Genomic DNA, 24,323 nt, shown 5'->3' with positions numbered 1-24,323 from the left:
TGCATTTTAATAAAGACAACTAAATTGAGGTAAATGCATGATTCCAATTCGTTCTATTGTTGTGTCGGCAGTTTTACTGTCAGAAATTGAGGGTGAGCTTAAAATCTTGTTGATGAAGCGGGTAAAAGGCAATTTTTGGTGCCACATCGCAGGCAAAGTGGAAGAAGGTGAAACTGCAAGCCAAGCGATTTTACGTGAAATTCAAGAAGAAACAGAAATTCAGGTGCAGCGCTTGTTTAGTGCGGATTATTTAGAGCAATTTTATGAACCGAGTTTGAATGTGATTGAAATGATTCCTGCATTTGTTGGCTTTTGTACTGAAAACCAAGCTGTTTTATTGAATCATGAACATACTGAATATCGATGGTGCAGCTTATCTGAAGCTAAAACTTTGGCCGTATTTTCCAATCAGAGAAGACTTTATGATTTTGTGTGGGATAACTTTGCAGTACAGTCACCGTTAGAACTATTAAGAATCATCTAATCAGCAAGTTGTTATTCATATAAAATTAAAGAAAAAAGTTTGAGATGAAAATGTGGAAAAAAATTAGAATTTTATGTCTATTACTGATTTTGTTGATCGTGGCAGTCAACGCTTGGCGTGATCAAAATCAGAATTGGGATAAACCCATCATCGTACTATTGCATCCAATCAATGCCGATGGCCAAGCCAGCACGCAACAATATATTCGACAATTATCTTTGAGCGATTTTTCGGCTGTGCAGCCTTACTTACAGCAAATGTCGGCACATTATCGTGGCCAGCCGATACAGCTCTATTTAAACTTAGGGCGTGAATTAACGAAAAAACCACCGAAAGTGCCTGAGCAGGCGAACATCTTAGATATCATGCTCTGGAGTCTCAAATTCCGCTTTTATGATTGGCAACAGCATGAGCGTAGTGATGGTGCTTCTGCGGTCACGCTGTATTTAAATTATTACGATCCCGCTCGTACAAATGCATTAAAACATTCAACTGCTTTGGAAAAAGGTCGTATTGGTGCCGTGAATTTGTATGCCAGTAAAAAGCAAAACGAGCAAAATCAAATTGTTTTGGTGCATGAACTATTACATGCTTTTGGTGCAACCGATAAATACGATGTCGCGACAGGCCAGCCGCTCTATCCACAAGGCTATGCTTATCCGAAACAACAGCCTTTATTTCCTCAGGCCAAAGCCGAGTTAATGGCTGGACATATTCCTGTTTCGTTAGAGCAAAGCAAAATGCCAGATCATTTAGACGATACGATACTCAATGAAATTACAGCACTGGAAATTGGTTGGATGAAATAAAGCTGTGTATAAAATTGCTTTTATCCACAATAAGAGATCTTGTTGTGGATAAAAATGATGCAGATTGATAACAGACATTTGATGAAAAAAAGACCATAATAATTATATTCCATTGTAAATACTTGAGAAAAACTATGAAAACAGTTGGAAATGATCTTATTCGTCATCAATTACATGAAAATCGGAAATGGTATTTGGCTTTAGGTGTACTCCTGACTGTATTTGGTCTGGTGTTGCTGGCCTCGTTACCATTTGCCACGCTGTCCGCAGTTTATTTGTTTGGCATATTCATGATGATGGGTGGGGTACTCCACTTTATTGCAGCTTTTAAAATTTTTGAAGGGGGCTATCGTTGGCTTTGGGCTGCATTTGCTATTTTGTATCTGATCGCTGGCTATTATGCCTTTACCACCCCTGTAAAAACCGCCATTGTATTGACCAGTTTCTTGGCCATCTTTTTGGTGATTGCGGGAATTGTCCGAAGTATTAATGCCTTTATACTCAAGCCTTTGGCGGGTTGGGGCTGGACGCTGTTTTCAGGAGTTCTCACCTTTATTACAGGGGTGATTATCTTGATGTCACCAACAGCACCATTTTGGGTGTTGGGTATGTTTCTGGCGATCGATATTCTATTTCAGGGCATCAATTACTTAACTTTGGCCTCTTATATTAAGCATGAAGTGCCAAAGAGTTCAGCAGATGTGTAATTGAGGTGGGTTCAAATGATTAAGAGCGCTATATGCGCTCTTTTTTATTGCGTATGATCGAGTGTAATCCTTCTTGAAAAATAGAACAGTTATGCCTAAAACATTTGTGCTTGCCCCTGACTCGTTTAAAGAAAGTATGACCGCACCACAGGCTTGCCAAGCCATGCAACGTGGCTTACAGCGAGTTTTTCCAGATGCTGAATATATTCATGTCCCGATGGCGGATGGGGGTGAGGGAACGGTGGATGCTTTGGTTGCTGCTGCACACGGTGAGATAGTGAACTGTAGCGTGTCGGGTCCTTTCACCGAACAGAAAGTCGAGACGTATTTTGGCTTAATTGATGAAGGTCGAACGGCTGTGATTGAGATGGCGAAAGCCAATGGCATTCATTTACTGGAGCCTTCAGAGCGAAATCCAGCTTTAACATCAACCTTTGGGACAGGAGAAATGATCAAACTAGCACTTGATCAGGGTGTGACAAAAATTATTGTTGGACTTGGTGGGAGTGTCACCAATGATGCAGGCATGGGTATGGCTCAAGCACTTAGTGTCCGATTTTTAGATGTTGCTGGAAAAGAGGTGGTTCAGGGTGGCGGGCAATTACATCAGATTAGCCAGATGGATTTATCGAATTTAGATACTCGATTGGCACAAGTGGAGATGCTGATTGCCAGTGATGTGAATAATCCGCTCTATGGTGAACACGGTGCGGCTTACGTATTTGCTCCACAGAAAGGGGCAAATCCAACTATGGTGGAGCAATTAGATCAGAACCTAAAGTATTTTGCTGGTTTGGTTACGTCGCAACTTCAGGTGGACTATGCTCATGTTGCTGGCGCGGGTGCAGCAGGTGGCTTGGGTTTTGGCTTAATGGCATTTGCTGGGGCAAAAATCCGTTCAGGCGTAGACATTGTGATAGAAGAAACACGATTGATTGAAAAAATTGAACGGGCAGATTACGTCTTTACAGGTGAAGGCGGCATAGATTTTCAAACCAAATTTGGCAAAACACCCTATGGTGTCGCACAAGTTGCCAAAAGATTGAATAAACCTGTGATTGCTTGTGCAGGCTATGTGGGTCAGGGCGTAGAAGAACTTCATGCAGCAGGTTTTACTGCGATTTTCGGTATTATGGATGGTGCTTGTGATTTGCAAGCAGCTTTAGAAAATGGAGAGAAAAATTTGGAAAGAACCTGTCAGAATGTTGCTAGGATCTTAGCCCTAACGCCCTAACAATCACATTATTCTCAATGAATTTAAATACTTTTTGTATAGGGAATACCTTACTTTTCAAGGATAAAAACTAACAAAAATCCTTTGTTGGATTGAGGATATGTCCCTATACCCCAATCCAACGAATGGCATCCATGCTGTTTTGTCTCGTATCAAATTTTTTCTGAAATTAAAAATCGGCGTATCCGTCGGGATAGATTTTATAAATTAAATCCAGACATTTTGGTTGATTTAAATTGCTTTGATTTAAAAAATGCTCATTCTATTGTCATGGTCATTATTGATCTGTAATGATTTATTTTGATCGGCTCATTTTTTATAGATCAAACGATGCCATGATCATCCGGCTAAAATTCATAATTCATCTATAGCTCTGTTAAACTAGCCATCTCCCCAGTACGATGAGACATTATGAGTTTAGCCAGCCTAATTGATGAATTAAACCCGCAACAAAAACAAGCTGCCACGACTGCGTCGCAACACAGTCTGGTGCTCGCAGGGGCTGGCTGTGGCAAAACCAAAACCATTGTGGCACGTGCTGCGTACCTGATTGATCAAGGCATCCCCGCCAACCAAATTCAGATTTTAACTTTTACTCGTCGTTCAGCCAGTGAAATCGTAGCCCGAGTAGAGTTGGCTTTGGGGGAGCAAGCTCAAGGACTACGTGCATCGACTTTTCATACGTTTTGTATGTACCTGCTGCGCCGTGTACCGAAAGCCTTTGGTCTAGAGCAATTCTCGATTATCGATCGGGATGATCAACTGATGATGTTCCGCCTGATTCGCGGAAAAGATGATAAGAAAAATCCCAATCAGTTGCCTAAACCACAAGAGCTGTGTGATTTGTATTCTTTTGCACGCAATACTCGCCAGAAATTGAGTGATGCTTTAGAAAAGCAACATCCTGAATATTTGGCATTTAAGGATCAAATTGCCAAGATCATGCAAGAGTATGAGACACGCAAGCGTGCGCGTAGCTTTCTGGACTATGATGATATTTTGGCGATTGTAGCATCAGCACTCGATCAATCTGAAGGCTTGGTTGATTATGTCGCATCCATCTGCAAGCACATGCTGGTGGATGAGATGCAGGACACCAATCCCTTACAGTGGGCATTGCTTGAACCCCTGAAAGATCAAGTCAGTCTGTTCTGTGTTGGCGATGATGCACAATCCATCTACGGCTTCCGTGGGGCAGATTTTGAAAATATTCATCATTTTAAAGAGCGTGTGCCGAATGCCCAAGTGTTTAAACTTGAGCAAAACTATCGTTCCACCCAAGAAATTTTAGACCTCTCCAATTGGTTGCTCGATCAATCTGAAATTCAATATGACAAGCGTCTTGATGCCTATCGGGGCGAGGGTGTAAAACCCCGTATGCATATTTTCCCGAATGAGTTTGATGAAGCCAAATGGATCGCCATTGATATTAAAGAGCGCCATTATTTGCAGGGGCAGAAATGGTCGGATCATATGGTCTTGGTCCGCTCAAGCTTTGCTGCACGGCATATTGAAGCAGCATGTATTGCTGCTAATGTCCCTTATCGCTTTATTGGGGGGATGAAACTGCTTGAAACAGCACATGTCAAAGATTTACTCAGTTTATTGCGTGTGATTGCTAATCCTTTGGATGATATTGCGTGGATGCGCTTTCTTACCCTGTGGAATGGGGTGGGGGATGTGGGGGCAAGTCGTTTGGCGCAACAATTGTTACTTCAACCTGAATTCGAAGTGATTTTTAATCAATTAGAACAATTTGGACGTATTCCTGTTGAAACCTTATTGATGATGAAACAGATGACGGTGCTGAAGCAAGACGTGCAAGCGTGCGTTAGTTTGGGTATTCAGGCCATTGAAGTGCAATTGGCTGAGAACTACAAAAAAGACTGGAACCGTCGCCAAGGTGACTTTGATTTGGTCAAACAATTGGCATCCAAACATGGGCAATTAAGTGAATTTCTTGAGGAATATGTGCTTGACCCTGTCTCCATTTCTGAAATTGAACGCCAGTCCGATACAGATGTGGTCACATTAATTACCATTCATTCTGCCAAAGGTACGGAGCAGAAAGTATGTTATGTCGCAAATGTAACGGCTGGACAGTACCCACATGCACGTGCTCAGGGTGATTTTGATGCAGTCGAGGAAGAACGTCGGGTACTCTATGTGGCACTCACCCGTGCACAGAACGAACTTATTCTCACCAAGCAAAATCTGAATCTGTGGGCGCGAGATATGGTAGATGAACAAGGGCGTAAAGTTGAAAGTTATTTCTTAAATGATCTGACCCGAAATTTATGTACGCTGGAAACCCATCATAAACCCCGCCAGCAAACAGTTAAAAGTGCCTTAATTGAGCGCCAGTCGATTAATTTAGATTTTGGGATTAATCTCGATTAAACTAAGTGGATTCCAATGTTGTATTTGATGTGCAATGTTCAGAAAGTAGCGTAGGCGATTGCTTTTTGATGATTTTGCCTATTTTTGAAGGTTGTAAAATGAAAATTTTAGTTCGTAATTTAGAACGTACTGTCACAGAAGCTGAGTTACTGAAACTGTTCCAACAATATGGCACCGTAGAAACCTGCAAATTGGTTTTAGATGCCGAAACAGGTAAATCTAAAGGCTTTGCTTTTGTAGATATGCCACATGGTCGTGAAGCGGTGAAAGCCATTAAAGCTTTAAATACTTTGCGTTTACATGGCACTGGGATTCGTGTGAAGCAGGCGGAAAATAAACCTGAGAAGCCAGAAGCATAAGTAAAAAGGAGCAATTGATGCTCCTTTTTTATGGAAGAATAATGAGAAAAACTTATTGAGTGGAATGGGATGCGGTGTAATTTTTTATTGTGCATTGAATTCAATTAAGTTTAATCTTAGACCTGAAACAAATGCCCAAAAATTAGGAAAATTGTATGTCTCGTGTAGCTCGCTTTCATGCCGACCGAACCAACCAGAAATTATATTTTGCACGTTTGTCGTGCCAGCAAGCAGAGCAAATCGATCATATTCAACAAGCTCAGGCTTACCGTGAAGCTGCGGTTTTTCATTTGCATGGCGCAGTGCTGGCATTTTTGCAGGAATTGGTGCGTTATTACCGTCTCAATGATTTTCAGCCGACCTTGAAGTCGATTGAAGAGTTGATGGCGGCTAAGGGTCAGGTTTCTCCTGAAGTAGTGGTGATGCAGCAGCTTTCTAAAGATGGTTTTATTGCGGAACTGAAACGTGCTTATCGGATGTGTCAGTATGCACCAGAACCAAGTGCACCAGAACCAGAAGATGAAACCTCTTCCAACTTAATTATTAAGGTGACGCAAACCCCTCAGGCATGGTTGCCAGATACCAAGATTTTACGTGAGTGGCATCGTGATCTGACTCAATTAATTGATGGCTTTCGTAACGAAATGGTCGAATTTTAAGGAAAAGAGGGTGAGTGCTTGAAGTTTGGATTTTTGACCCGATATTAATTAGTCTAAGCGATGCAAAGTGCAACAGGCCTTTGCCACCATGTTGAACATGGAGGAACATATGTCTATAGAGCAATTGAAAGAATTATTTGGGAATCAGGAAGCGGTTCTCGAGTTGGTTCAACTTGAAGGTGGTGAGTTGGCGTTGCGAAATGCGGGCTCGGAAAAAGAACCTTTGGTCAAAATTCAGTTTAACGACGAAGTTAAAGCGTTACTGGGTGACCAAACAGCCGTGATTGCACAGCACATGATTCAGGCGGCTTTATTTGGCTTGCTTGAAAAACAAGTGAATGAATGGCAAGCCGAGGTTGTGGACGAAAAACCACAGTTTATGAGCTAATCCATATTGGCTAAAAAAGCGCACATGAAGTGCGCTTTTTTTATGTTCAAGATGAAGTGCAAAGCCTAATGGCTAGGTGCTTGATGATGTGCAATTTCAATTTGATTAAGAATATGATTGCTCATATTTTTGGCCATTTCTTCTTTGGCAAAATACACATCGCCAATGTTTTCCTTACGGATTACTTCGGCTTCTTGTTTGCTTTCCGCGCAAATCAGCACCTGAATTTGCGGATTTAGGGTTTTGGCAATATCAACAATTTTATGGATATCAATAATATCCATAGGTGATAGCACCAATAATCGCGCATGTTGAATATGGGCTTGAATCAGTACGCCAGGCTCGGTCGCCACACCAGAGACAGCAGCGATGCCTTTTTCACGGAGGTTTTCTACGATTTCGCGGTTTTCTTCTGCAATCACCACTTTAATGTCTTCTGCCATCAGGGTTTTGGTGATGCGTCGTCCCACTTCACCATGTCCGACAATCACCACTTGATCACGCAGATAATCTTGTGAAACTTCATCGGGTAACATTGCCAGAGGGTCACCACTACGTTCTAGCAAGCGTGCTAATGATGAGCGCTCGCGAATCCAGTTTTGAAGCGGTTCTATCGCAGAGAAAATAAAGGAGTTTAAGGTAATGGAAATGAGTGCCCCTGCCAAAATCAAGTTTTGTCCTTCAAGCGAAAGCAGTTTTAACGAGAGCCCTAGCGTGGCAAGAATAAAGGAGAATTCCCCAATTTGTGCCAAACTCGCACCCACGGTTAGGGCAGTATTGATCGGATAGCGGAAAAACAGCACCAGTGCCATCGCTGCAATGGTTTTACCAATCATGATAATTGCAACGACCGCCAAGACATGTTCAGGCTGTTCCCATAAAATGCGTGGATCAAACAGCATGCCGACTGAAACAAAAAACAGGATGGAAAAGATTTCACGTAAAGGGAGTGTTTCTTCTTCGGCCCGATGGCTAAAGTCGGATTCTTTGACGACCATACCCGCAAAGAATGCGCCAAGTGCCATAGAAACGCCAAAGACTTTATAGGCACCAAAAGCAATCGAAACAGCGGCAGCAACTACAGTGAGGGTAAACAGCTCACGAGAACCCAAACGCGCAACCACCTGCATAATCATGGGTACTAAACGTTTACCTACAATCAGCATAAAGGCAATGAAGCCAGCAACTTTTAATAACGTCAGTCCCAAGGTGAGCCAAATATTATCATTGCCACCGTGAGTAGTTATGGATTCACCACCCAGCAATACCGCTGTTGCAGGGAGTAAGACCAACACCAAGACCATGACCAGATCTTCAACCAAGAGCCAGCCCACCGCAATTTTACCATTGACTGAATTGAGTAGACCTCGATCCCCTAGGGCTTTGAGTAATACCACAGTACTGGCACACGATAAACTTAGACCGAATACCAGTGCTGAACCAAAGCTCCATCCCCAAAGCATGGAAACTCCAAGTCCTAATAGCGTTGCCACGGCAATTTGTAAAATGGCACCAGGCAGTGCAATGCGTCGGACTTGTAAGAGATCATTCAGCGAAAAGTGCATGCCGACCCCAAACATCAGGAACATAACACCCAGTTCGGCAAGTTGGTTGGCGAGTTGAATGTCTGCAACAATTCCTGGGGTATTTGGGCTAAGAATAATGCCAGCAACTAAATACCCAATCAGTGGAGGGAGGCGTAAACGGGCAGCAAGGTAACCAAAAATAAGTGCGAGCCCAAACCCAAAAGCCAGTAGTATGATGAGATCTACATTATGTGGCACTAAAAACTCCTTAAACACAGGTTAAGGGTGAAAAGAAAATAAGCACAAAGAATGCCAAAAATTGTTTTAAGTTTATCAAGATGCATAAAAAAAATGCAAAAAAAACGACCTAAGATTAGGTCGTTTTTTTTTAAGAAGCTAAAATTATTTAATTTTAGCTTCTTTGAAGATTACGTGTTGACGGATTTTTGGATCAAATTTTTTGATTTCCATTTTTTCCGGCATAGTACGTTTGTTCTTAGTCGTGGTATAGAAATAACCTGTACCAGCAGTAGAAACTAAGCGAATTTTATCACGCATGGTTCAGACTCCTTAGATCTTTTGACCTTGAGCACGAAGGTCAGCAACAACCTTTTCAATGCCCAATTTGTCGATAATACGCATACCCTTAGTGGTTAAACGAAGACGTACGAAACGTTTTTCGCTTTCTAACCAGAAACGGTGGTGATGCAGGTTCGGCTCGAACCGGCGTTTGGTTTTGTTATTGGCGTGCGAGACGTTGTTGCCAACGACTGGACGCTTGCCGGTAACTTGGCAAACCTTAGACATGGTGAACTCCATTGCTAGACAGCACCGATTGTGCGCTAGTCATTAAAAGTAAACGGATGAAATCATTCAAGGGGCGTTTTATAACAAAAATGCGCTTAAAAGACAAGCGATTTTTAATAAAACGGGACATGATCCAACGCGATAGATCATGCCTTGATCACTTAGCGAAGAAGAGTTTTCAAAATCAATTTGTGAATCGGCTTATTAAACGGTGGGAGGATGTATTTAAAGCTGTATAGCTTTGGATTCGACATCATAGACCGTTCATGCGACAAACTGAAGAAACCTTCTGGACCATGATACTTACCCATTCCTGATGCACCAACGCCACCAAATGGTAAATCGTCTTGTGCAACATGGGTTAATACCGTGTTTTGTCCAAAATGCCCTGAATGGGTACGCTGTGCGACATAATCCGCACGCGCCTGATCAAAGTCGAAGTAGTATAAAGCAAGTGGACGAGGACGGCTATTAATAAAGTCGATTACATCATCTATTTGATCATATTCCATGATCGGTAAAAGCGGGCCAAAGATTTCATTCTGCATAATCTGCATGTCTGGTGTGACGCCTGCGACGATTGTTGGGGCAATTTTACGCACCTCGTGTAGGTCTTCGTGCAGTGGGTTAATGGCAATAATTTGTGCACCATGCGCTTGAGCATCTTCCAGATAGCCTTGAATACGTCGGTATTGCTTGTCATTAATAATAGAGGTGTAATCCTGATTATCTTTGAAATGTGGGTACATCTCTAAAACGCAAGCTTGAAACTTTTCAATAAATTCCTGAGTTTTACCTTTGGGCAGGAACATAAAATCTGGCGCCACACAGGTTTGACCTGCATTCCATAGTTTTCCGACAGCAATTCGCTGTGCGACATCTTCTAAATCAATTGATGGATGAACCAAGACAGGGGATTTACCGCCTAGTTCCAGAATCACAGGGACTAAATTTTCTGAAGCGGCTGCCATCACGGTTTTGCCAACGTTGGTTGAGCCTGTAAATATAATTTTATCAAAAGCCAGATGGCTAAAGGCATCTGAAATGCTGCCACCACCATTAATCACGGCTACCAACTCTTGTGGGAAAATTTCAGATAAAGCCAGTTCCAATACACGACCAAAATTACTGGATGAACTTGAAACTTTAATCATGGCATGGTTGCCAGCAGCCAAAGCACAAATGAGAGGGCCAACCGAAAGCAATAAAGGATAGTTCCAAGGTGCAATAATACCGATGATGCCTAAAGGTTGATATTGCACCCAAGCTTTAGCAGGTTGATGGATGATTCCGACGTGTCGCTTGGAGGGCTTCATCCATTTTGCTAAATGCTTGCTATAATATTTAATCTGCTCTAGGCAAGTGAGTAATTCACCGATTTTGGTTTCGGCGATAGAACGGTTACCATAATCGAGGTTGATTGCTTCAGCGAATTGATCTTGGTACTTAACCAAGATACGCTTAAGCCGTGCTAAACGATCAATACGTTCCTTTGCTGTTGGTAAAGGATAACGTTGGTAAGCATGCTTTTGTTGTTCAAGTACGTCGTGTAAGTATTGAAGCTCAAAAGCATGCGGTGTCATTGCTGTTGTTTTTGTTTGACTGTTCATGACGCGTTACCAGTTACATTAAAGCGGATAATTAATTTTTTAGAGCAAATGCTCTAAATAGTCAAGTCACTTACTGTGTTAGTTTTCTAACCCATTGAATATATGGTTACTTTAGGATGTCTCACTCCAAAACGGTGAAAACCAAAGAACGCATTTTGCAATTGAGTTTGCAGTTGTTTAATGAACGTGGTGAACGCTCGGTCACGACCAATCATATTGCTGCTGAATTGGGGATGAGCCCAGGCAATTTGTATTACCACTTTCGCAATAAAAACGAAATTATTAAAGAGTTGATGGAGCAGTACCAGAAAGAAACACTGGAAATGCTCGCATTACCTGATGATCGTGCTTTGGACGTAAATGACAAAATTAGTTATTTCCAAGTCTTAAGTAACCAGTTGTGGGCTTATCGCTTTTTGCATCGAGATGTTTACCATTTGGTTGAAAATAATGAAGATTTTCGCAAAATGTACCCACGTTTTGCGGGGCAGGTCATGCAACAAGGCCAGAAAATTTATCAAGCCTTTGTAGATGCAGGTTTAATGCAAATGACGTCTTCAGAAATTGAGGCCTTGGTCATTAATTTGTGGATTGTACTGACCAACTGGACCAACTTCTTATATATGTCGGGGCACATCAGTGACTCTAACCATCTGGAAGAAAAGTGGGTTTGGCAAGCCTTACGTCAAATGGTGTTCCTTGAGGGGGCTTATTTGCGTGGCGAAAGCCGTGAAACCTATGAGCGATTACTGGAAAGTTTTGGCCCTTCAGAGCTATTTGCCAGTCTCTCACTTGCGAAAAACAATTGAAGCTGAAACCAGCTATTTAGTCAGCGTGTAAAACGCGCTAGAATACTCGGCTATTTAAATTAGGTGTAACAAGAACCAACATGAACATGACAACTGCTAACACAGCGCGCTTACTGATTACTTGTGAAGATAAGCCGGGGATCGTGCAGGCTGTATCGAGCTTTTTGTATCATCAGGGAGCAAATATTACCGCACTTGATCAATACGCAACGGAAGCTTCGGGCGGGCGTTATTTCATGCGTGTTGAGTTTGAATTAGACCATTTGCAAACACGCAAAGAAAGCTTGATCCAAACTTTTGCGGTAAACGTTGCAGAGCGCTACGCCATGCAATGGCGTTTGACCTTGGTTAGCGATGTGAAAAAAGTGGGTATTTTAGTCTCTAAAGTCGACCACGCTTTACTTGAATTGTTATGGCGTCATGCGCGTGGCGGCTTACCATGTGAAATCACTAAGGTTGTTTCGAATCATCCTGATTTACGTGAAGCTGTGGAAAACTTCGGCATTCCGTTTGAAGTGGTTCCAGTGACTAAAGAAAACAAACGCGAAGCCTACGCCAAAATTGATGAATTGATGCAAGGCAATGATTTACTTGTTTTAGCGCGTTATATGCAAATTCTGGATGAAGAGTTTGTGAAGCACTGGGAAATGAAAATCATCAATATTCACCATTCGTTCTTACCTGCTTTTGTCGGGGCAAATCCATACAAACAAGCACATGAGAAAGGCGTGAAGCTGATTGGCGCTACGGCTCATTATGTGACTGCTGATTTAGACCAAGGTCCAATTATTGAGCAGGATGTTGAGCGTGTGAACCATGACTTTACCGTTGAGCAATTGCGTGAATTGGGTCAAGACGTTGAACGTAATGTTTTGGCACGTGCAGTAAAATGGCATTTAGAAGACCGCATTATTGTCGATGGCAATAAAACAGTTGTTTTCCAATAACTATTTTCAGCCTATGCGAAAAAGGACCAGTTTTTTAACGGTCCTTTTTTTATTTTGATTCAAAAAACTCATTAAAACAGTGAAATTAATAGTTGCAAATGAAAACACTTCTCATTTATTATTGCGATACTTTAATTGTACTAACCGATGAGCTTGATTGTTAAATCCACGATTAAACTGTCGTGAGCAGTCGCTTCTTTTAGGTCACAGATTCTAATGAGTCAAATTTCTACCCCCGCTATGCAAGCTCCTAATCCGATGAAAAAGAAAATCATCTCAGCCTTAATTGCAGTTGCCATTGGGCATGTTGGGGTATTGTGGGCGGTCAGCCAAATGAAAGCGCCTGAACTCCCTAAAGTGGAAAAAGAGCCATTAAAAGTACGATTTGTCAAAATTCAAGAACAACCAAAGCCTTTACCGCCAAAGCCGAAAGCTGAACCGAAAAAAGAACAGCCAAAGCCAAAAGAAGTAAAGGAAGTAAAAGTGGTGGAAAAACCTCAGCCACAACCTCCGAAGAAGGTGGAAAAAGTTCAACAAGTTAAAAAAGCAGAAACTGTCAAACCTGTTACACAGCCTACCGTACAGCCGCAGAAACCAGCCGTGGTGAGTACTCCAGTGGTCGAAACCAAAGTAGTGAGTAGACCTGCACCTGTGGCTCAGCCTGTGGTGGAGAAAGCTGCACCAACACCAACAACCAAAAGTGTTTCAATTGGTGGTTCAGGGGTGCAATGGAGTCGTTCGCCAAAGCCAAGTTATAGCAATAGTGACTTAAAGGGTGAGACCCGTAGCATCATCATCCTCATTGAGGCCGATGAGAAGGGCAAAATTACTAATGCGCGTGTGACCAAGTCGACAGGTGTTTCCGCTTTAGATGAAAAGATTTTACGCTCTGTGCGTAATGCAAAATTCAAACCGTACAAGGAAAATGGAGTTGCTTACCCTATTCGAGCACAACAACCATTTGAATTGACATTGAATCCTAACGGCTAACTATTTTAGGAGTTCGAGTATGAACTTTTCAGTTTATTGGCAACATGCGGATGCGGTGAGTAAAACCCTGTATTTCGTATTATTGGCAATGTCTATCGCAACATGGACGATTTTTATTTTACGTCTGATGGGCACACGCCAACTTAAACAACAAGCACATGCTCAACTTGCAGCAGCACTCACTAAGCTGAAAGCGAAATTGGCACCTCTAAGTTTTGAACAGCGTAAAGCAGTTGCAGAACAAGCGCTATTGCGTCAAATTTCTGTAGAAAAAGCCAATGCAGAAAAAGGAATCTCTGTTTTAGGTACAATTGCTTCGATTGGTCCTTTCGTTGGTTTATTTGGTACGGTTTGGGGAATTTTCCACGCTCTGGTTGCTGTTGGTAAAAGTGGTCAAGCAGGTTTAGCTCAAGTGGCAACCCCTGTAGGTGAAGCCCTGATCATGACGGGTTTAGGTTTAGCCGTTGCGATTCCTGCGGTATTGGCGTACAACATTTGTGTACGTGCCAACCGTACTTTGTCAAATGAACTGCAAGATCAAGCACACAGCTTATTGATTGATACCATGTTGCAGCAAGAAACAACAACGCAAAAAGTTGAAGTGAAAGCGACACAACAAGGTTTAGTTGGAGGTCAAGCTTAATGGCTTTTCAATTGGGTGAAGACAACGATTCGGGCATGAATGAGATGAATCTCATTCCGCTCATCGATATTATGTTGGTATTGATGATCATCTTTTTGGTGACTGCGACCGTTGCCAACCCATCAATTCCATTAACCTTGCCAAAAACCACTGCGGATATTGTTAATCCACCGCCTGAAGCAATTACAGTCAGTATTAATGCCAATGGTGAAGTGGCGTGGAATGACCAAATTATTAGTCTAGATGAGTTGCAGACTCGTTTTAATGAGGCAGGTCAAGCCGCACAGAAGCCAACCGTACAGTTACGTGCAGATAAAGAATCACGTTATGATACTGTTGCACAAGTGATGTCACGTGCGAGTGAAGCCGGACTCAGTGATATTGCTTTTGTCAGTGAAAATTAAGCATTGATGATGCGATAAAAGCGACCATATTGGTCGCTTTTTTATTGCTGACTTATTCAGTTTTCAGCAGTGCTTGGAACTTGCTGTGCAGTTTTAAAAGTTTCGGCGGAATGGCAAAATTACAGTAACCTTGAGTCGGATTCCGAGCAAAGTAATTTTGATGATACTCTTCGGCAGGGTAAAACTGTGGTGCAGGGGGCACTTCAGTGACAATATTGATGCCTTGGGCTTTTAATTCCTGAATGATTCGTTCTGCTGCTTGTTGCTGCTCTGGGTTGAAGTAATAAATCACTGAGCGATATTGCGTACCAATATCATTGCCTTGGCGGTTTAACGTGGTTGGGTCATGCGTAGCAAAAAATACTTCAAGCAATTGCGAGTATTGAATTTGGCTTTCATCGAAGTCGATTAGAATCACTTCGGCATGTCCTGTATCTCCTCGACAGATGTCTTCATAGCTCGGATTTTCAGTGATGCCACCTGCATACCCACTGACCACTCGAGTCACGCCTTTTAATTGAAGAAATACTGCTTCGACACACCAAAAGCAGCCTCCACCCAATAATGCTTGTTGCATGAATTTTTCCTCTTTTGAATATGAATGACCACGATAAGCGAATTTTGTGGCACACAGATGTAATGTTGGTTGTAAAAATGAAAAAGGTCTGTAATACAGACCCCGATCAAGAAAAACTAACGCGGTTGTTTTGCTCTGGTAAATTCAATTAATAGATTGCCATGACGATCCAGTAACTTGAGCGTGTTGTTATACACTTGATAATTGGTCACGTTCGCTAGTGCGGTGCTGAATTGATTCGGAATGGTGTTATCAATACACGCCATTTTGGTCGAAGCCATTTGTGAAAATACCAGCGTGTCACCTGTCGCTTGATAGCTTCCCATCAGACGGTTACAACCATCTGCACCAGAAACACGTTGAGTTGCTTCATCGAACTGTAGTGCTGGAATATTACGGGCACTTGGATTGGTTTTAATGCTTTGAGCTCCAATTTGAGTCGCAATCCAGGTGCGGTTTTGAAGCATTTTTAAACTATTGACCTCAGCAGCAGAGGAGCTTGGAGTGGATTGACAGCCTGCAAAAAGCAATGCAGACCCGAGTAGGGCAACACTTAAAGTTTTTTTTAACATGTTGTATTTCCAGTTTTTTTAACTTTATTTTTAATTTATAAACAAACTATGTTTAAATTTCCAGTTGAATATCGTATTTATTCTGGCGTATTTGAGTGTGTGGTGAAAAATTAATGATTCGGTAATCCTTGCCGAATGGCATGAGAATAATTTTGGATTGAATTTAAAGATTTTACCTTTGGGTTTACATGCGCTTGACGATACCATTCCCGCATACTGTAACTGTGTGAAATTGCATTTAAATCGTAGAGATAATTGGGTAAATAACCTGAAGCCAATAGGCGATAATCTACAGGCAGCGGTTTTTGCGTAACTTCTTGAATCATGTCAAACACCAGCGTGGTGCAGTTACTGCTGAGTGTATTATACCATTTGGGTTGTTGCGCCAATTCACTGGCTTTGTTCAGATATTCAAGAAACAGGGCTTGGCTTTGTGCTTTTGACATCTTAGTGGGGAAAAAATAGACTTGCTCATGGCGAATATTGCTACGGGTGTAAATGATGTCGGTTTCATTGGACGCCACTAAATTCAGTTCATATTTTCGAAAAAATCCCCCGATTGCTGAAAACTCTTCGCCTTTTTCTTTACGAATTTCGATGGAAAATGTAAGTGGGTCCGCATCGGAAAAATCAAAACTGACCAAAGTATGGGCAATCTGTGGGCCCGTCCAATAAGAGGCAATAATATTAACCCCTGTAATTTGATTTAAATCTAAAACTCGCGTTTGCCATGCAGCGCTATAACTGCCATCGGCATGCCAGTGAAAGTCTCGAACATTGTGTAAAGTGACTTGATGCCCGTTAATTTGATAACTCAGCAGACGCGAGACTTCAGGGTTCCAATCACGGTCTTGTCGAGCTTCTAAGCCAAAGTACCAACCCAGTGCCAAAACAAAGCCGAACATATACAGCAAAATATCTTTATTACGACTGATGAGATGCTGGCTAAAATAAATGTCTAAGATACTCAGAGAAAAGCAAGCCCACGCTAAAATTAGGGCATAGGTCACAATAGGGTGAATAGGCTGCTGAATCCAGAGCGCGAGGCACAGCCAAATTGAAGATAACAGTACAAACAGGCTGAAAATACAGTGGATCAGCCATTGCAGCGTTTTGAACAACAATGTACCTGATCCTTTTTGCTGCATGCTCAGCCACTCATTGTGAAGGGTTATTTGGTATAGGTTGCAAACTCAAATACAATCCCAGTATTTTCATCTTGTTGTTTTTCTGAGCTTACTTTTTTAAATTCAGCTGGAATTTCAGGATAATATGCATCGCCTTGTACATCAAGTTCAACATGGGTCAATTCCAGACGGTCTGCAATAGTCATGGTTTGCTTAAAGATTTCGCCACCGCCAATAATAAAAATGCTCTCAGGTTTTTCTGAGGCTTGTACATCTGAAACCGCTTGGCTTAGTGCATCTTCAATACTATAAGCCACTTTGGTGCCTTCAAATGACCAATCTGGATCACGGGTAATCACCCAATTCACACGCTTGGGTAAGGTGCGTCCCATCGACTCTAGGGTTTTACGTCCCATCACCACCACACCACCTTGCGTGATGGCTTTAAAATGCTTGAGATCGGCTGGAATATGCCAAGGCAAATCATTCCCTTTACCAATACAACGTTGCTGATCCATTGCTACAACATGTACAACTTCTAAATTTTGGAATGCCATGAATTACTTACCTGACGAATGATGCTTTGAAAAAAGATGCTTCCAAATTGAAGGAAGCATTGACCTTAAGACTTATACCGCTACAGGAGCTTTAATGCCTGGATGTGACTCATAGCCGACAATTTCAATGTCTTCAAATTTGAAATCGAAGATATCTTGAATTTCAGGATTTAGTTTTAATTGGCACAGGCCTAAAGGTTCACGGCTCAGTTGTAGTCTGGCTTGTTCAAAATGGTTGGTATAGAGATGCGTATCGCCCCCTGTCCAAACAAAATCGCCAACGCCTAAACCACACACTTGCGCCACCATATGCGTCAGTAAGGCATAGCTGGCAATGTTAAATGGCACGCCTAAGAACACATCGGCACTACGTTGATATAACTGGCAAGATAATTTGCCATCTTGGACAAAGAACTGGAACAGGGTATGGCATGGTGGTAATGCGACTTGTCCTGCTTCTTGTGGATTCCAACCCGACACAATTAAGCGGCGTGAATTGGGATTGGTTTTAATTTCATTGATCAACCATGAAATTTGGTCAAAACCATCTCGCGCATACAGTCCATTTTCGAGTTTGGTTGCACCAAAGTTTCGCCATTGATGGCCATAGACAGGACCGAGTTCCCCTTCAGGGCGACCGAAACGAGCCGTTTGTTCTGCGGTTGCCCATTCATCCCAAATGCTGACTTTGTTGTCTTGTAGATACTTTACGTTGGTATCCCCTTTGAGGAACCACAACAATTCAATCACAATTGAGCGAAAATGAACTTTTTTGGTGGTCAGTAAAGGAAAGCCTTGATTCAGGTCAAAACGCATTTGATGACCAAATACCGAGCGCGTACCTGTACCAGTACGGTCGCCTTTATCACCACCGTGATCGAGGATGTGTTGTAGTAGGTCTAAATACGTTTTCATAAAATTCTCAAACAAAAAATGGCGGATAAGTTGCTACAGATTTGTAGTTATCCATCCAGAGTCAAATCTAATTTCTGCGGTCGATTATACCCAAAATAAGATAGAAACGATAAAAATGTAGCGCAGATGATGAATCATACAGGTTTGGGTGTTGGTTAAAATTTAATCAATAAGATGATAAGAATCTATTGCATAAACGCCGTAAAAATAAGCAATTAGCAACGCTTTGTTTACATATTTATATTTTTTTACATTTTACGCCTGAAAAATTAAATTTCACGGGCTACTATCAGCGCTCGAAGATTTGTGTGTCTGATGTAAGAAGTTAGAGGTTTAAAGATGATTTATGATGTTAATACGGGTATGAGTGATGTTCATGCTCCTGCCGAAACACAAATCATTATTCGTTCCAATGCACAACAAAAACCTGATAATAAACGCATGAACACCGAACGTAGTCGTAATTATACTTCGAGCAATGCACAGCGTATTGATATTGATAAATTTACGCAGAAACTCAGTGGCATTACGCGTCGTACCAGTACCCAGAAATGTGCCAAAAGTATTCGTCTTGCGTTGCAGTCTGCTGGTGCAAATGTACAAAGCCACCCAGTTGCTGCCGCAGATTGGGGTAATACACTAGAACGACTCGGTTACCGTCGTATTAGTCCATCCTTTGACCAACCGAAAAAAGGTGATATCTATATTATTGACCGTACTCAAGGTCATACTTATGGGCATATTGCAGGTTATTCAGGTTCTGGTTGGGTATCTGATTTTAAACAGACAGGTTATGCCGTTTATAAAAATGCCAATGTGCAATACAGCTATTACCGCTTAGATCACTAAACCAAACTGTAATGAGCAGATAAAAAGACCGTTTATTTACTACAGATAAACGGTCTTTTTATTTAAGGGATATTCGATCCACTCTTTGATGGTGACGCTAAGCATGACGTTTGGCGCGGTTGCTATAAATTGAAACCAAAAACAATCCAAGAGCATGAAAGCCAATGCATTGTAACCACAGCACCCATTTATGCTGTTCTGGTAATATGTACGCCAAGCTTAAAAGCGCAAACAATTGGAATATATAAATTCCATTGCGAAGCGTGATTCGATAAGGATGTGAAGTTGCCAATTTCAGATATTGTGTAAACAGGACATGAATCAAAACGCCCAATATCAGACTTAATCCCACCCAGAGCGGTGCAAGTTGAGCAATGCTGGAGCAGAAATAAATAGCGCTACACACCACAATGCTGCTGAGCAATTTGATTTCACGGCTACAGCGTTCGGAATACCAAAATTCGAGCATCAATGGGTTTAATCCTGCTTATGTTGATTGAGCAGTGATAGCGGCGAAAACAGGCAGATAGACAATGCCATGAAGCCAATACCTTGCGCGCCAGGAATGAGAATGTCCCCTGATTTAAGATGCATAAAAATCAGTGCTAAAAGTAGTGCTAATGGAATCCAGGTAAATAAACGATATAGGAGCCCAGTAGGATGAGCGCTAGCAAAGTGGATTTTGCAATAACGACAGATCAGAAACACAATCCCTGTTCCCATGAACATTAAAATTGCGTCGAGTGTTAAGGGTTGCATCCAATACAGCCCCGCGGTCACTAAGCCAATCAGAACAAACAGTGCCAGTTTTTTGAATACAGCGATTTTGGGATCAAACCAGAATTCGAGCATAGATTTTAAGAGGGAGGTAGCAAGAGAATTTAAACTTTAGCACATGCTAGAGCACGACGCACGGATCGTACTCTAGGGTAAAGAAGTACAGAATTAATTATTTTTAAGGGGGCCCCAATCGTAGACTTTCTTCTGGTAGGCATACCAGAGCATCCAGATACCAATCAGAATCATCGGAATAGTTAAGAATTGACCTTTACTCATCCATGCAATAAACAATTGACCATTGTCAGGTTCGCGGAAGAACTCGACCACAAAGCGTGCAATACCATAGCCAATTAAGAATAGTGCAGATACCGCCATACGGGGACGTGGTTTAGAGCTGAACCACCATAGGACAATAAACAGAATCAGCCCTTCACATAGCGCTTGGTAAAGCTGAGAAGGGTGGCGAACCAGTTGCAAAGGGTCAGTTGGAAAAATCATTCCCAGTGCAAAGTTAGGGTCAGAGACAGGGCGACCATACAGTTCACCGCCAATAAAGTTACCAATACGACCAAACATCAAGCCTGTTGGGACACACGGCGCAATAAAGTCTAAGGTCTGGAACCATGTCATTTGATACTTTTTGCACCAGAGTAACATGGCAATCATTACCCCAAGAAAACCACCGTGGAAACTCATTCCCCCAGTCCAGACTTGGAATAACCACAATGGATTAGCAAGAAATTGTTCAAAGCCATAAAAGAATACATAACCGACACGACCACCAATCACGACCCCAAGCGCGCCGTAAAAAATCAGATCAGAGACCATATCTGAGGTCCAGCCTGTTCTGAGTTTGGCACGATACGTGGCGAGTCCCCATGCAAAAAGGAAAGCCAATAAGTACATCAGTCCATACCAATGGACTTGTAAGGGACCCAATGAGATCGCAATCGGGTCAATATTTGGATAGGTGAGCATTCCTGTTCCTAGTCATTATGTTTTATAGAGATTTTAGCGGAATACAATGAAAAATGTTGTACATTCAATGTGTAAAGATATAGAGCAAAATTTATGTGTATTGTGGTACTCGCATGGCATATTTTAGAGCAAACGCCGTTATGCCTAATTTCAAACCGAGATGAGTTCTATCATCGTCCAACGCAGGCCTTATCGATATGGTCAAACAGCCCCGTCATCGCAGGCAAAGATCTGCAATCGGGCGGGACTTGGATGGGCGTAACACCAACAGGTCGTTGGGCCATTGTGACCAATTTTCGTGATGGACGAGATCAGCAGAGCTATCCAACTTCACGTGGGCATTTGGTCCAAGCATTTTTAGAATCAGATTTGGCACCGATTCGCTTTGCAAAACAGCTAGAACAGCAACAACGCGAATATGCAGGTTTTAATTTGTTTTTGGGAGATCGGGAACAGGCGATTTATATGAGTAATCGTGGTGAAGCACCGCAAGTACTCGCAAAAGGCGTGTATGTGGTGTCGAATGGCTTGATGACAGAGCATTGGGAAAAAACTCGGCATTTGCGTAAACGCTTTACCCAAGAATTATTGCCGATGTTACAACGTAGAGAAAGTTCAGAAGCGGAACTGCAATATGCGGTATGGGATATTCTGGAAGATGAACGGAAAATTATTCCTGAGCTTTTACCAGATACGGGCATTAGCCCTGAGATGGAGGCACTCTTGTCTTCCACCTTTATTCAGAGTCCTGCCTATGGGACCCGTTGCTCTAATTTCTTGAGAATGAGTAACAGCGGTTGGAACTGGATGGAAAAATCACAACAAGGCGAAGTGCAAGGACAGATCGTGCAAATACACTCGCCTTTCATGGGCTGTGAAGACGCATAAAAAATGCCGACATCACGTCGGCATTTTTTTAGTTTTGGATTATGCACCCGCGATGACACCGCCATCTTTACGGGTAATGACAACTGTTGCAGAGCGTGGACGTGCCGTGCTGTTGCCTGGATTAGTTTGCGTTGCTGGCCAATGGCTGGTTGCTGCATCATAGCTGGCCGAATCTTCACCCGGATGCTGTACATTAATGAAGATGGCTTTGTAATCAGGTGTCATGGCAATCCCTGTAATCTCACACTCTTTTGGTCCCACCAAGAAACGACGTAAGGTCTTATCCGTGACTTGAGCACCCGCAATGGTGGCCTGACCATTGATGGCTGTGGTTGCTGCACCATCGCCAATTTGTCCCGGCAACGCTGCTAACATCATGCAGTTGGTGACGTCTGTGTAGGCACCATCATCAGTTTGAATCCACAATACACCACGTGGGTCAAACCACATGCCATCTGGTGAAGATAAATCATTATTATCCGTCAAGCCTGACAAGTTGATGTTGGCAGCCATAGCAGCTTCCGAACCAAACAGGTAGATGTCCCAAGTGAAGGCTGTCGCTGTGGTTTTACTGTCGGTTTCTTTAAAGCGAATAATGTGACCATTGACGTTCCCTTTACCACCTTCTGGGTCGCTATAGTTACGTGGGTTGGCAGCATCTGTTGGATAGTCAAGTCCACGCTTCGAGTTGTTGGTTAGGGTAACGTAAACTTCACCATTTACAGGGTTCACGGTTGCCCACTCAGGACGGTCCATTTTTGTTGCACCCACTGCATCGGCTGCAAGACGCGCAAAAGTCACAACATCAGCTTGTGAGCTAAATGGATAGATGCTGTTTGAGGTATCTAAACCATTCTTACCATAACTAAGTTCTAACCACTGACCTGAACCATCACTGTTGAATTTGGCGACATATAAAGTGCCGTTATTCATGTATTTGTCACCAGCGGTATAACCACCATTGACATCTTTATTGTCCCAGTTGGCAGTGGAAACAAATTTATAGATGTATTCGCCGCGTGAATCATCGCCCATATAGAAGGCTAAAGGTTCACCTTGTACTGCACGGCAAGCACTGTCTTCATGGGCAAAACGACCTAGAGACGTACGCTTTACAGGGTTTTGACCACGGTCAAAGGGATCAATTTCGACCATCCAACCAAAAGTGTTCGGTCCATTACGATAGTCTGCTGTCGCCTGATCTGCCACGACACTGGCATTCCAACGGTCATACAGATCTTGCGATTCAACTTGTCCGAGTGCAGTTTCCCAGCCATAACGTGAGCTTGAACCTGCTTTTAGACCATAGCGTTTCAGTGCGACAATTTCGGCTGCAGTACGGTTGGCATCATCTGTTGCACTACGCGCAAAATAACCAATAAAGTTTTCTTCCGTGGTGAGGTAGGTGCCCCAAGGAGTATAGCCATTACCACAGTTGTTGTGCGTACCGCGGGTTTGCTTGCCCACAGGAGAGAACTTGGTTTTGACCCAATCTGAATTTGCTGCGGCACCCGCAAAATCCATGACTGTTGATGCAGTAATACGACGGTTAAAGAGTGAGTTTTTTACAATCTCTACTTTTTGTGTAGCACTGTCTTTTTTAATATGCACAACGGATACGCCATGTGCATTGGTTTCACGAATGACTTCGTCTTCTGGGCGGCGACCATCCACTTTAGTGGCACCTGTAGGATGCAGGAACGTTTGGTTGATATATTCGTGGTTCATCACCAGCAAACCTTCCGTCGACACTGTGTCATCAAATTTGCTGCTACTGCTTAAACCAAAATAGTGCATACCGTCATGGCAGTCTCCAGAACGGAACTGGAAGCTTGGACCTGAAGGAATATTGTTGTCATCCCAATCGGCATAGCTTGGATTGATCGAATCGCCAACTGCATAGAGGACAGTCGCTTGATAGCCTTCTGGTACAGTTACAATATCATCTAAGTTTTTATTCACCACAGAGAAGGTGAGTTCTGTTGGTTTTTTATTCGGATCTACAGGTGTGGTTGGCGGTGTTGCATTATCGTTATCATCGTCACTACACGCGGTTAATGAGGATGCCAATGCGAGTGCGACAGCACCACTTGCAGTTTTACCAATAAGGCTGCGGCGTGTCATACGCTGTTCTAAGATGTCACGGAAGTGAGCATTATCAGAGGTATTATTATCTAGTTCTTGATCTTCGTGATATGGCATCAAATCGGTCATGATTTTTCCTAATTCATCAATAAGTTATAAAGTTGTCATTAACTTAGGGAATTAATGTGACAAGACTTTTACCAAATAGTGAAAATCTGG

At 42.5% G+C, this 24,323-nt stretch carries 28 protein-coding genes; 15 read left to right on the top strand and 13 right to left on the bottom strand.

The window, feature by feature from the left end:
• Positions 1-37: 37 nt before the first annotated feature.
• The 8 genes from E0H82_RS07020 to E0H82_RS06985 all read left to right on the top strand — a co-directional run bounded on the left by E0H82_RS07020 (position 38) and on the right by E0H82_RS06985 (position 7,040).
• Positions 38-484: an NUDIX hydrolase gene (locus E0H82_RS07020; RefSeq protein ID WP_131263987.1), complete on the top strand. Its 447-nt coding sequence runs from the start codon at positions 38-40 to the stop codon at positions 482-484.
• A 50-nt stretch (positions 485-534) separates the two neighbouring features.
• On the top strand, positions 535-1,293 hold the full coding sequence (locus E0H82_RS07015) for a hypothetical protein (RefSeq protein WP_131263986.1): 759 nt from the start codon (positions 535-537) through the stop codon (positions 1,291-1,293).
• 134 nt (positions 1,294-1,427) lie between these two features.
• The gene (locus tag E0H82_RS07010) at positions 1,428-2,000 is read left to right on the top strand and encodes an HdeD family acid-resistance protein (RefSeq protein WP_131263985.1); all 573 of its coding nucleotides are present in this window, start codon (positions 1,428-1,430) and stop codon (positions 1,998-2,000) included.
• A 91-nt stretch (positions 2,001-2,091) separates the two neighbouring features.
• The gene (locus E0H82_RS07005; RefSeq protein ID WP_131263984.1) at positions 2,092-3,234 is read left to right on the top strand and encodes a glycerate kinase; all 1,143 of its coding nucleotides are present in this window, start codon (positions 2,092-2,094) and stop codon (positions 3,232-3,234) included.
• Positions 3,235-3,645: 411 nt separating this feature from the next.
• On the top strand, positions 3,646-5,634 hold the full coding sequence (locus tag E0H82_RS07000; protein ID WP_131263983.1) for an ATP-dependent helicase: 1,989 nt from the start codon (positions 3,646-3,648) through the stop codon (positions 5,632-5,634).
• Between the two features lie 98 nt (positions 5,635-5,732).
• Positions 5,733-5,993, top strand: coding sequence for an RNA recognition motif domain-containing protein (locus E0H82_RS06995; RefSeq protein ID WP_131263982.1), 261 nt, complete (start codon positions 5,733-5,735; stop codon positions 5,991-5,993).
• Positions 5,994-6,148: 155 nt separating this feature from the next.
• A complete protein-coding gene (locus E0H82_RS06990) occupies positions 6,149-6,652 on the top strand; it encodes a DUF6586 family protein (protein ID WP_131263981.1) in 504 nt (167 codons plus the stop codon).
• A 109-nt stretch (positions 6,653-6,761) separates the two neighbouring features.
• The gene (locus E0H82_RS06985) at positions 6,762-7,040 is read left to right on the top strand and encodes a hypothetical protein (RefSeq protein WP_016168262.1); all 279 of its coding nucleotides are present in this window, start codon (positions 6,762-6,764) and stop codon (positions 7,038-7,040) included.
• Positions 7,041-7,105: 65 nt separating this feature from the next.
• Here the strand turns inward: E0H82_RS06985 and E0H82_RS06980 are convergent, their stop codons facing one another.
• The 4 genes from E0H82_RS06980 to E0H82_RS06965 all read right to left on the bottom strand — a co-directional run bounded on the left by E0H82_RS06980 (position 7,106) and on the right by E0H82_RS06965 (position 10,983).
• Positions 7,106-8,824 (bottom strand): cation:proton antiporter, encoded by a 1,719-nt coding sequence (locus E0H82_RS06980; protein WP_131263980.1) that lies wholly within the window; start codon positions 8,822-8,824, stop codon positions 7,106-7,108.
• A 144-nt stretch (positions 8,825-8,968) separates the two neighbouring features.
• Complete coding sequence (rpmG, locus tag E0H82_RS06975) at positions 8,969-9,124, bottom strand: 50S ribosomal protein L33 (protein ID WP_003654787.1); 156 nt, start codon at positions 9,122-9,124, stop codon at positions 8,969-8,971.
• A 12-nt stretch (positions 9,125-9,136) separates the two neighbouring features.
• A complete protein-coding gene (gene rpmB, locus E0H82_RS06970; RefSeq protein WP_000048256.1) occupies positions 9,137-9,373 on the bottom strand; it encodes a 50S ribosomal protein L28 in 237 nt (78 codons plus the stop codon).
• A gap of 161 nt (positions 9,374-9,534) precedes the next feature.
• Positions 9,535-10,983, bottom strand: a complete 1,449-nt coding sequence (locus E0H82_RS06965) for a coniferyl aldehyde dehydrogenase (RefSeq protein WP_131263979.1) — start codon at positions 10,981-10,983, stop codon at positions 9,535-9,537.
• Positions 10,984-11,099: 116 nt separating this feature from the next.
• Here E0H82_RS06965 and E0H82_RS06960 point away from each other — a divergent pair, with 116 nt between their 5' ends.
• The 5 genes from E0H82_RS06960 to E0H82_RS06940 all read left to right on the top strand — a co-directional run bounded on the left by E0H82_RS06960 (position 11,100) and on the right by E0H82_RS06940 (position 14,776).
• The gene (locus tag E0H82_RS06960) at positions 11,100-11,792 is read left to right on the top strand and encodes a TetR/AcrR family transcriptional regulator (protein WP_131263978.1); all 693 of its coding nucleotides are present in this window, start codon (positions 11,100-11,102) and stop codon (positions 11,790-11,792) included.
• Between the two features lie 80 nt (positions 11,793-11,872).
• On the top strand, positions 11,873-12,739 hold the full coding sequence (purU, locus tag E0H82_RS06955; RefSeq protein ID WP_026440903.1) for a formyltetrahydrofolate deformylase: 867 nt from the start codon (positions 11,873-11,875) through the stop codon (positions 12,737-12,739).
• A 216-nt stretch (positions 12,740-12,955) separates the two neighbouring features.
• Entirely contained in the window at positions 12,956-13,729 is a 774-nt protein-coding gene (locus E0H82_RS06950) for an energy transducer TonB family protein (RefSeq protein ID WP_131263977.1), read from the top strand.
• Positions 13,730-13,748: 19 nt separating this feature from the next.
• Complete coding sequence (locus tag E0H82_RS06945; protein ID WP_131263976.1) at positions 13,749-14,372, top strand: MotA/TolQ/ExbB proton channel family protein; 624 nt, start codon at positions 13,749-13,751, stop codon at positions 14,370-14,372.
• Positions 14,372-14,776 (top strand): ExbD/TolR family protein, encoded by a 405-nt coding sequence (locus E0H82_RS06940; protein WP_131263975.1) that lies wholly within the window; start codon positions 14,372-14,374, stop codon positions 14,774-14,776. Before E0H82_RS06945 ends, E0H82_RS06940 begins: the two co-directional genes overlap by 1 nt.
• Before the next feature lie 52 nt (positions 14,777-14,828).
• Here E0H82_RS06940 and msrA read toward each other — a convergent pair whose 3' ends face one another.
• From msrA to thyA, 5 genes are all read right to left on the bottom strand, one after another.
• The gene (gene msrA / locus E0H82_RS06935) at positions 14,829-15,353 is read right to left on the bottom strand and encodes a peptide-methionine (S)-S-oxide reductase MsrA (RefSeq protein ID WP_131263974.1); all 525 of its coding nucleotides are present in this window, start codon (positions 15,351-15,353) and stop codon (positions 14,829-14,831) included.
• Positions 15,354-15,469: 116 nt separating this feature from the next.
• Positions 15,470-15,925 carry an META domain-containing protein gene (locus tag E0H82_RS06930; RefSeq protein WP_131263973.1) on the bottom strand — a complete coding sequence of 152 codons (456 nt, stop codon included), beginning with the start codon at positions 15,923-15,925 and terminating at the stop codon, positions 15,470-15,472.
• A 110-nt stretch (positions 15,926-16,035) separates the two neighbouring features.
• Entirely contained in the window at positions 16,036-17,073 is a 1,038-nt protein-coding gene (locus E0H82_RS06925) for a DUF4105 domain-containing protein (protein ID WP_131263972.1), read from the bottom strand.
• 23 nt (positions 17,074-17,096) lie between these two features.
• Positions 17,097-17,609 (bottom strand): dihydrofolate reductase, encoded by a 513-nt coding sequence (locus E0H82_RS06920; RefSeq protein ID WP_131263971.1) that lies wholly within the window; start codon positions 17,607-17,609, stop codon positions 17,097-17,099.
• Positions 17,610-17,681: 72 nt separating this feature from the next.
• Positions 17,682-18,524, bottom strand: a complete 843-nt coding sequence (gene thyA, locus E0H82_RS06915; protein WP_131263970.1) for a thymidylate synthase — start codon at positions 18,522-18,524, stop codon at positions 17,682-17,684.
• Positions 18,525-18,863: 339 nt separating this feature from the next.
• Here thyA and E0H82_RS06910 point away from each other — a divergent pair, with 339 nt between their 5' ends.
• Positions 18,864-19,373 carry a CHAP domain-containing protein gene (locus E0H82_RS06910; protein ID WP_131263969.1) on the top strand — a complete coding sequence of 170 codons (510 nt, stop codon included), beginning with the start codon at positions 18,864-18,866 and terminating at the stop codon, positions 19,371-19,373.
• A 97-nt stretch (positions 19,374-19,470) separates the two neighbouring features.
• Here the strand turns inward: E0H82_RS06910 and E0H82_RS06905 are convergent, their stop codons facing one another.
• The 3 genes from E0H82_RS06905 to lgt all read right to left on the bottom strand — a co-directional run bounded on the left by E0H82_RS06905 (position 19,471) and on the right by lgt (position 21,131).
• The gene (locus E0H82_RS06905) at positions 19,471-19,842 is read right to left on the bottom strand and encodes a hypothetical protein (RefSeq protein WP_131263968.1); all 372 of its coding nucleotides are present in this window, start codon (positions 19,840-19,842) and stop codon (positions 19,471-19,473) included.
• 8 nt (positions 19,843-19,850) lie between these two features.
• Entirely contained in the window at positions 19,851-20,225 is a 375-nt protein-coding gene (locus E0H82_RS06900) for a hypothetical protein (RefSeq protein WP_131263967.1), read from the bottom strand.
• Positions 20,226-20,318: 93 nt separating this feature from the next.
• On the bottom strand, positions 20,319-21,131 hold the full coding sequence (gene lgt, locus E0H82_RS06895) for a prolipoprotein diacylglyceryl transferase (protein WP_131263966.1): 813 nt from the start codon (positions 21,129-21,131) through the stop codon (positions 20,319-20,321).
• A 93-nt stretch (positions 21,132-21,224) separates the two neighbouring features.
• Between lgt and E0H82_RS06890 the strand changes: the two genes are divergently transcribed.
• Positions 21,225-22,019 (top strand): NRDE family protein, encoded by a 795-nt coding sequence (locus E0H82_RS06890; protein ID WP_131263965.1) that lies wholly within the window; start codon positions 21,225-21,227, stop codon positions 22,017-22,019.
• A gap of 39 nt (positions 22,020-22,058) precedes the next feature.
• Here E0H82_RS06890 and E0H82_RS06885 read toward each other — a convergent pair whose 3' ends face one another.
• The gene (locus E0H82_RS06885; protein ID WP_131263964.1) at positions 22,059-24,233 is read right to left on the bottom strand and encodes a PhoX family protein; all 2,175 of its coding nucleotides are present in this window, start codon (positions 24,231-24,233) and stop codon (positions 22,059-22,061) included.
• Positions 24,234-24,323: the final 90 nt, after the last annotated feature.

Source organism: Acinetobacter sp. ANC 4910 (genome assembly GCF_004331035.1).
GTDB lineage: Bacteria > Pseudomonadota > Gammaproteobacteria > Pseudomonadales > Moraxellaceae > Acinetobacter.
Note: the sequence above shows the minus strand (reverse complement) of the source record. Positions and strands in the feature narration are given on the sequence as shown.

Coding starts and splice junctions, on each gene's coding strand:
- E0H82_RS06995 (WP_131263982.1), top strand. CDS start 5,733: ATGAAAATTTTAGTTCGTAATTTAGAACGTACTGTCACAGAAGCTGAG.
- E0H82_RS06965 (WP_131263979.1), bottom strand. CDS start 10,983: ATGAACAGTCAAACAAAAACAACAGCAATGACACCGCATGCTTTTGAG.
- E0H82_RS07015 (WP_131263986.1), top strand. CDS start 535: ATGTGGAAAAAAATTAGAATTTTATGTCTATTACTGATTTTGTTGATC.
- E0H82_RS07020 (WP_131263987.1), top strand. CDS start 38: ATGATTCCAATTCGTTCTATTGTTGTGTCGGCAGTTTTACTGTCAGAA.
- rpmG (WP_003654787.1), bottom strand. CDS start 9,124: ATGCGTGATAAAATTCGCTTAGTTTCTACTGCTGGTACAGGTTATTTC.
- E0H82_RS07010 (WP_131263985.1), top strand. CDS start 1,428: ATGAAAACAGTTGGAAATGATCTTATTCGTCATCAATTACATGAAAAT.
- msrA (WP_131263974.1), bottom strand. CDS start 15,353: ATGCAACAAGCATTATTGGGTGGAGGCTGCTTTTGGTGTGTCGAAGCA.
- E0H82_RS06900 (WP_131263967.1), bottom strand. CDS start 20,225: ATGCTCGAATTCTGGTTTGATCCCAAAATCGCTGTATTCAAAAAACTG.
- E0H82_RS06940 (WP_131263975.1), top strand. CDS start 14,372: ATGGCTTTTCAATTGGGTGAAGACAACGATTCGGGCATGAATGAGATG.
- E0H82_RS06890 (WP_131263965.1), top strand. CDS start 21,225: ATGTGTATTGTGGTACTCGCATGGCATATTTTAGAGCAAACGCCGTTA.
- rpmB (WP_000048256.1), bottom strand. CDS start 9,373: ATGTCTAAGGTTTGCCAAGTTACCGGCAAGCGTCCAGTCGTTGGCAAC.
- E0H82_RS06885 (WP_131263964.1), bottom strand. CDS start 24,233: ATGACCGATTTGATGCCATATCACGAAGATCAAGAACTAGATAATAAT.
- E0H82_RS06920 (WP_131263971.1), bottom strand. CDS start 17,609: ATGGCATTCCAAAATTTAGAAGTTGTACATGTTGTAGCAATGGATCAG.
- E0H82_RS06930 (WP_131263973.1), bottom strand. CDS start 15,925: ATGTTAAAAAAAACTTTAAGTGTTGCCCTACTCGGGTCTGCATTGCTT.
- E0H82_RS06990 (WP_131263981.1), top strand. CDS start 6,149: ATGTCTCGTGTAGCTCGCTTTCATGCCGACCGAACCAACCAGAAATTA.
- thyA (WP_131263970.1), bottom strand. CDS start 18,524: ATGAAAACGTATTTAGACCTACTACAACACATCCTCGATCACGGTGGT.
- lgt (WP_131263966.1), bottom strand. CDS start 21,131: ATGCTCACCTATCCAAATATTGACCCGATTGCGATCTCATTGGGTCCC.
- E0H82_RS06945 (WP_131263976.1), top strand. CDS start 13,749: ATGAACTTTTCAGTTTATTGGCAACATGCGGATGCGGTGAGTAAAACC.
- E0H82_RS06950 (WP_131263977.1), top strand. CDS start 12,956: ATGAGTCAAATTTCTACCCCCGCTATGCAAGCTCCTAATCCGATGAAA.
- E0H82_RS06905 (WP_131263968.1), bottom strand. CDS start 19,842: ATGCTCGAATTTTGGTATTCCGAACGCTGTAGCCGTGAAATCAAATTG.
- E0H82_RS06925 (WP_131263972.1), bottom strand. CDS start 17,073: ATGCAGCAAAAAGGATCAGGTACATTGTTGTTCAAAACGCTGCAATGG.
- E0H82_RS07000 (WP_131263983.1), top strand. CDS start 3,646: ATGAGTTTAGCCAGCCTAATTGATGAATTAAACCCGCAACAAAAACAA.
- E0H82_RS07005 (WP_131263984.1), top strand. CDS start 2,092: ATGCCTAAAACATTTGTGCTTGCCCCTGACTCGTTTAAAGAAAGTATG.
- E0H82_RS06985 (WP_016168262.1), top strand. CDS start 6,762: ATGTCTATAGAGCAATTGAAAGAATTATTTGGGAATCAGGAAGCGGTT.
- E0H82_RS06910 (WP_131263969.1), top strand. CDS start 18,864: ATGATTTATGATGTTAATACGGGTATGAGTGATGTTCATGCTCCTGCC.
- E0H82_RS06960 (WP_131263978.1), top strand. CDS start 11,100: ATGTCTCACTCCAAAACGGTGAAAACCAAAGAACGCATTTTGCAATTG.
- purU (WP_026440903.1), top strand. CDS start 11,873: ATGAACATGACAACTGCTAACACAGCGCGCTTACTGATTACTTGTGAA.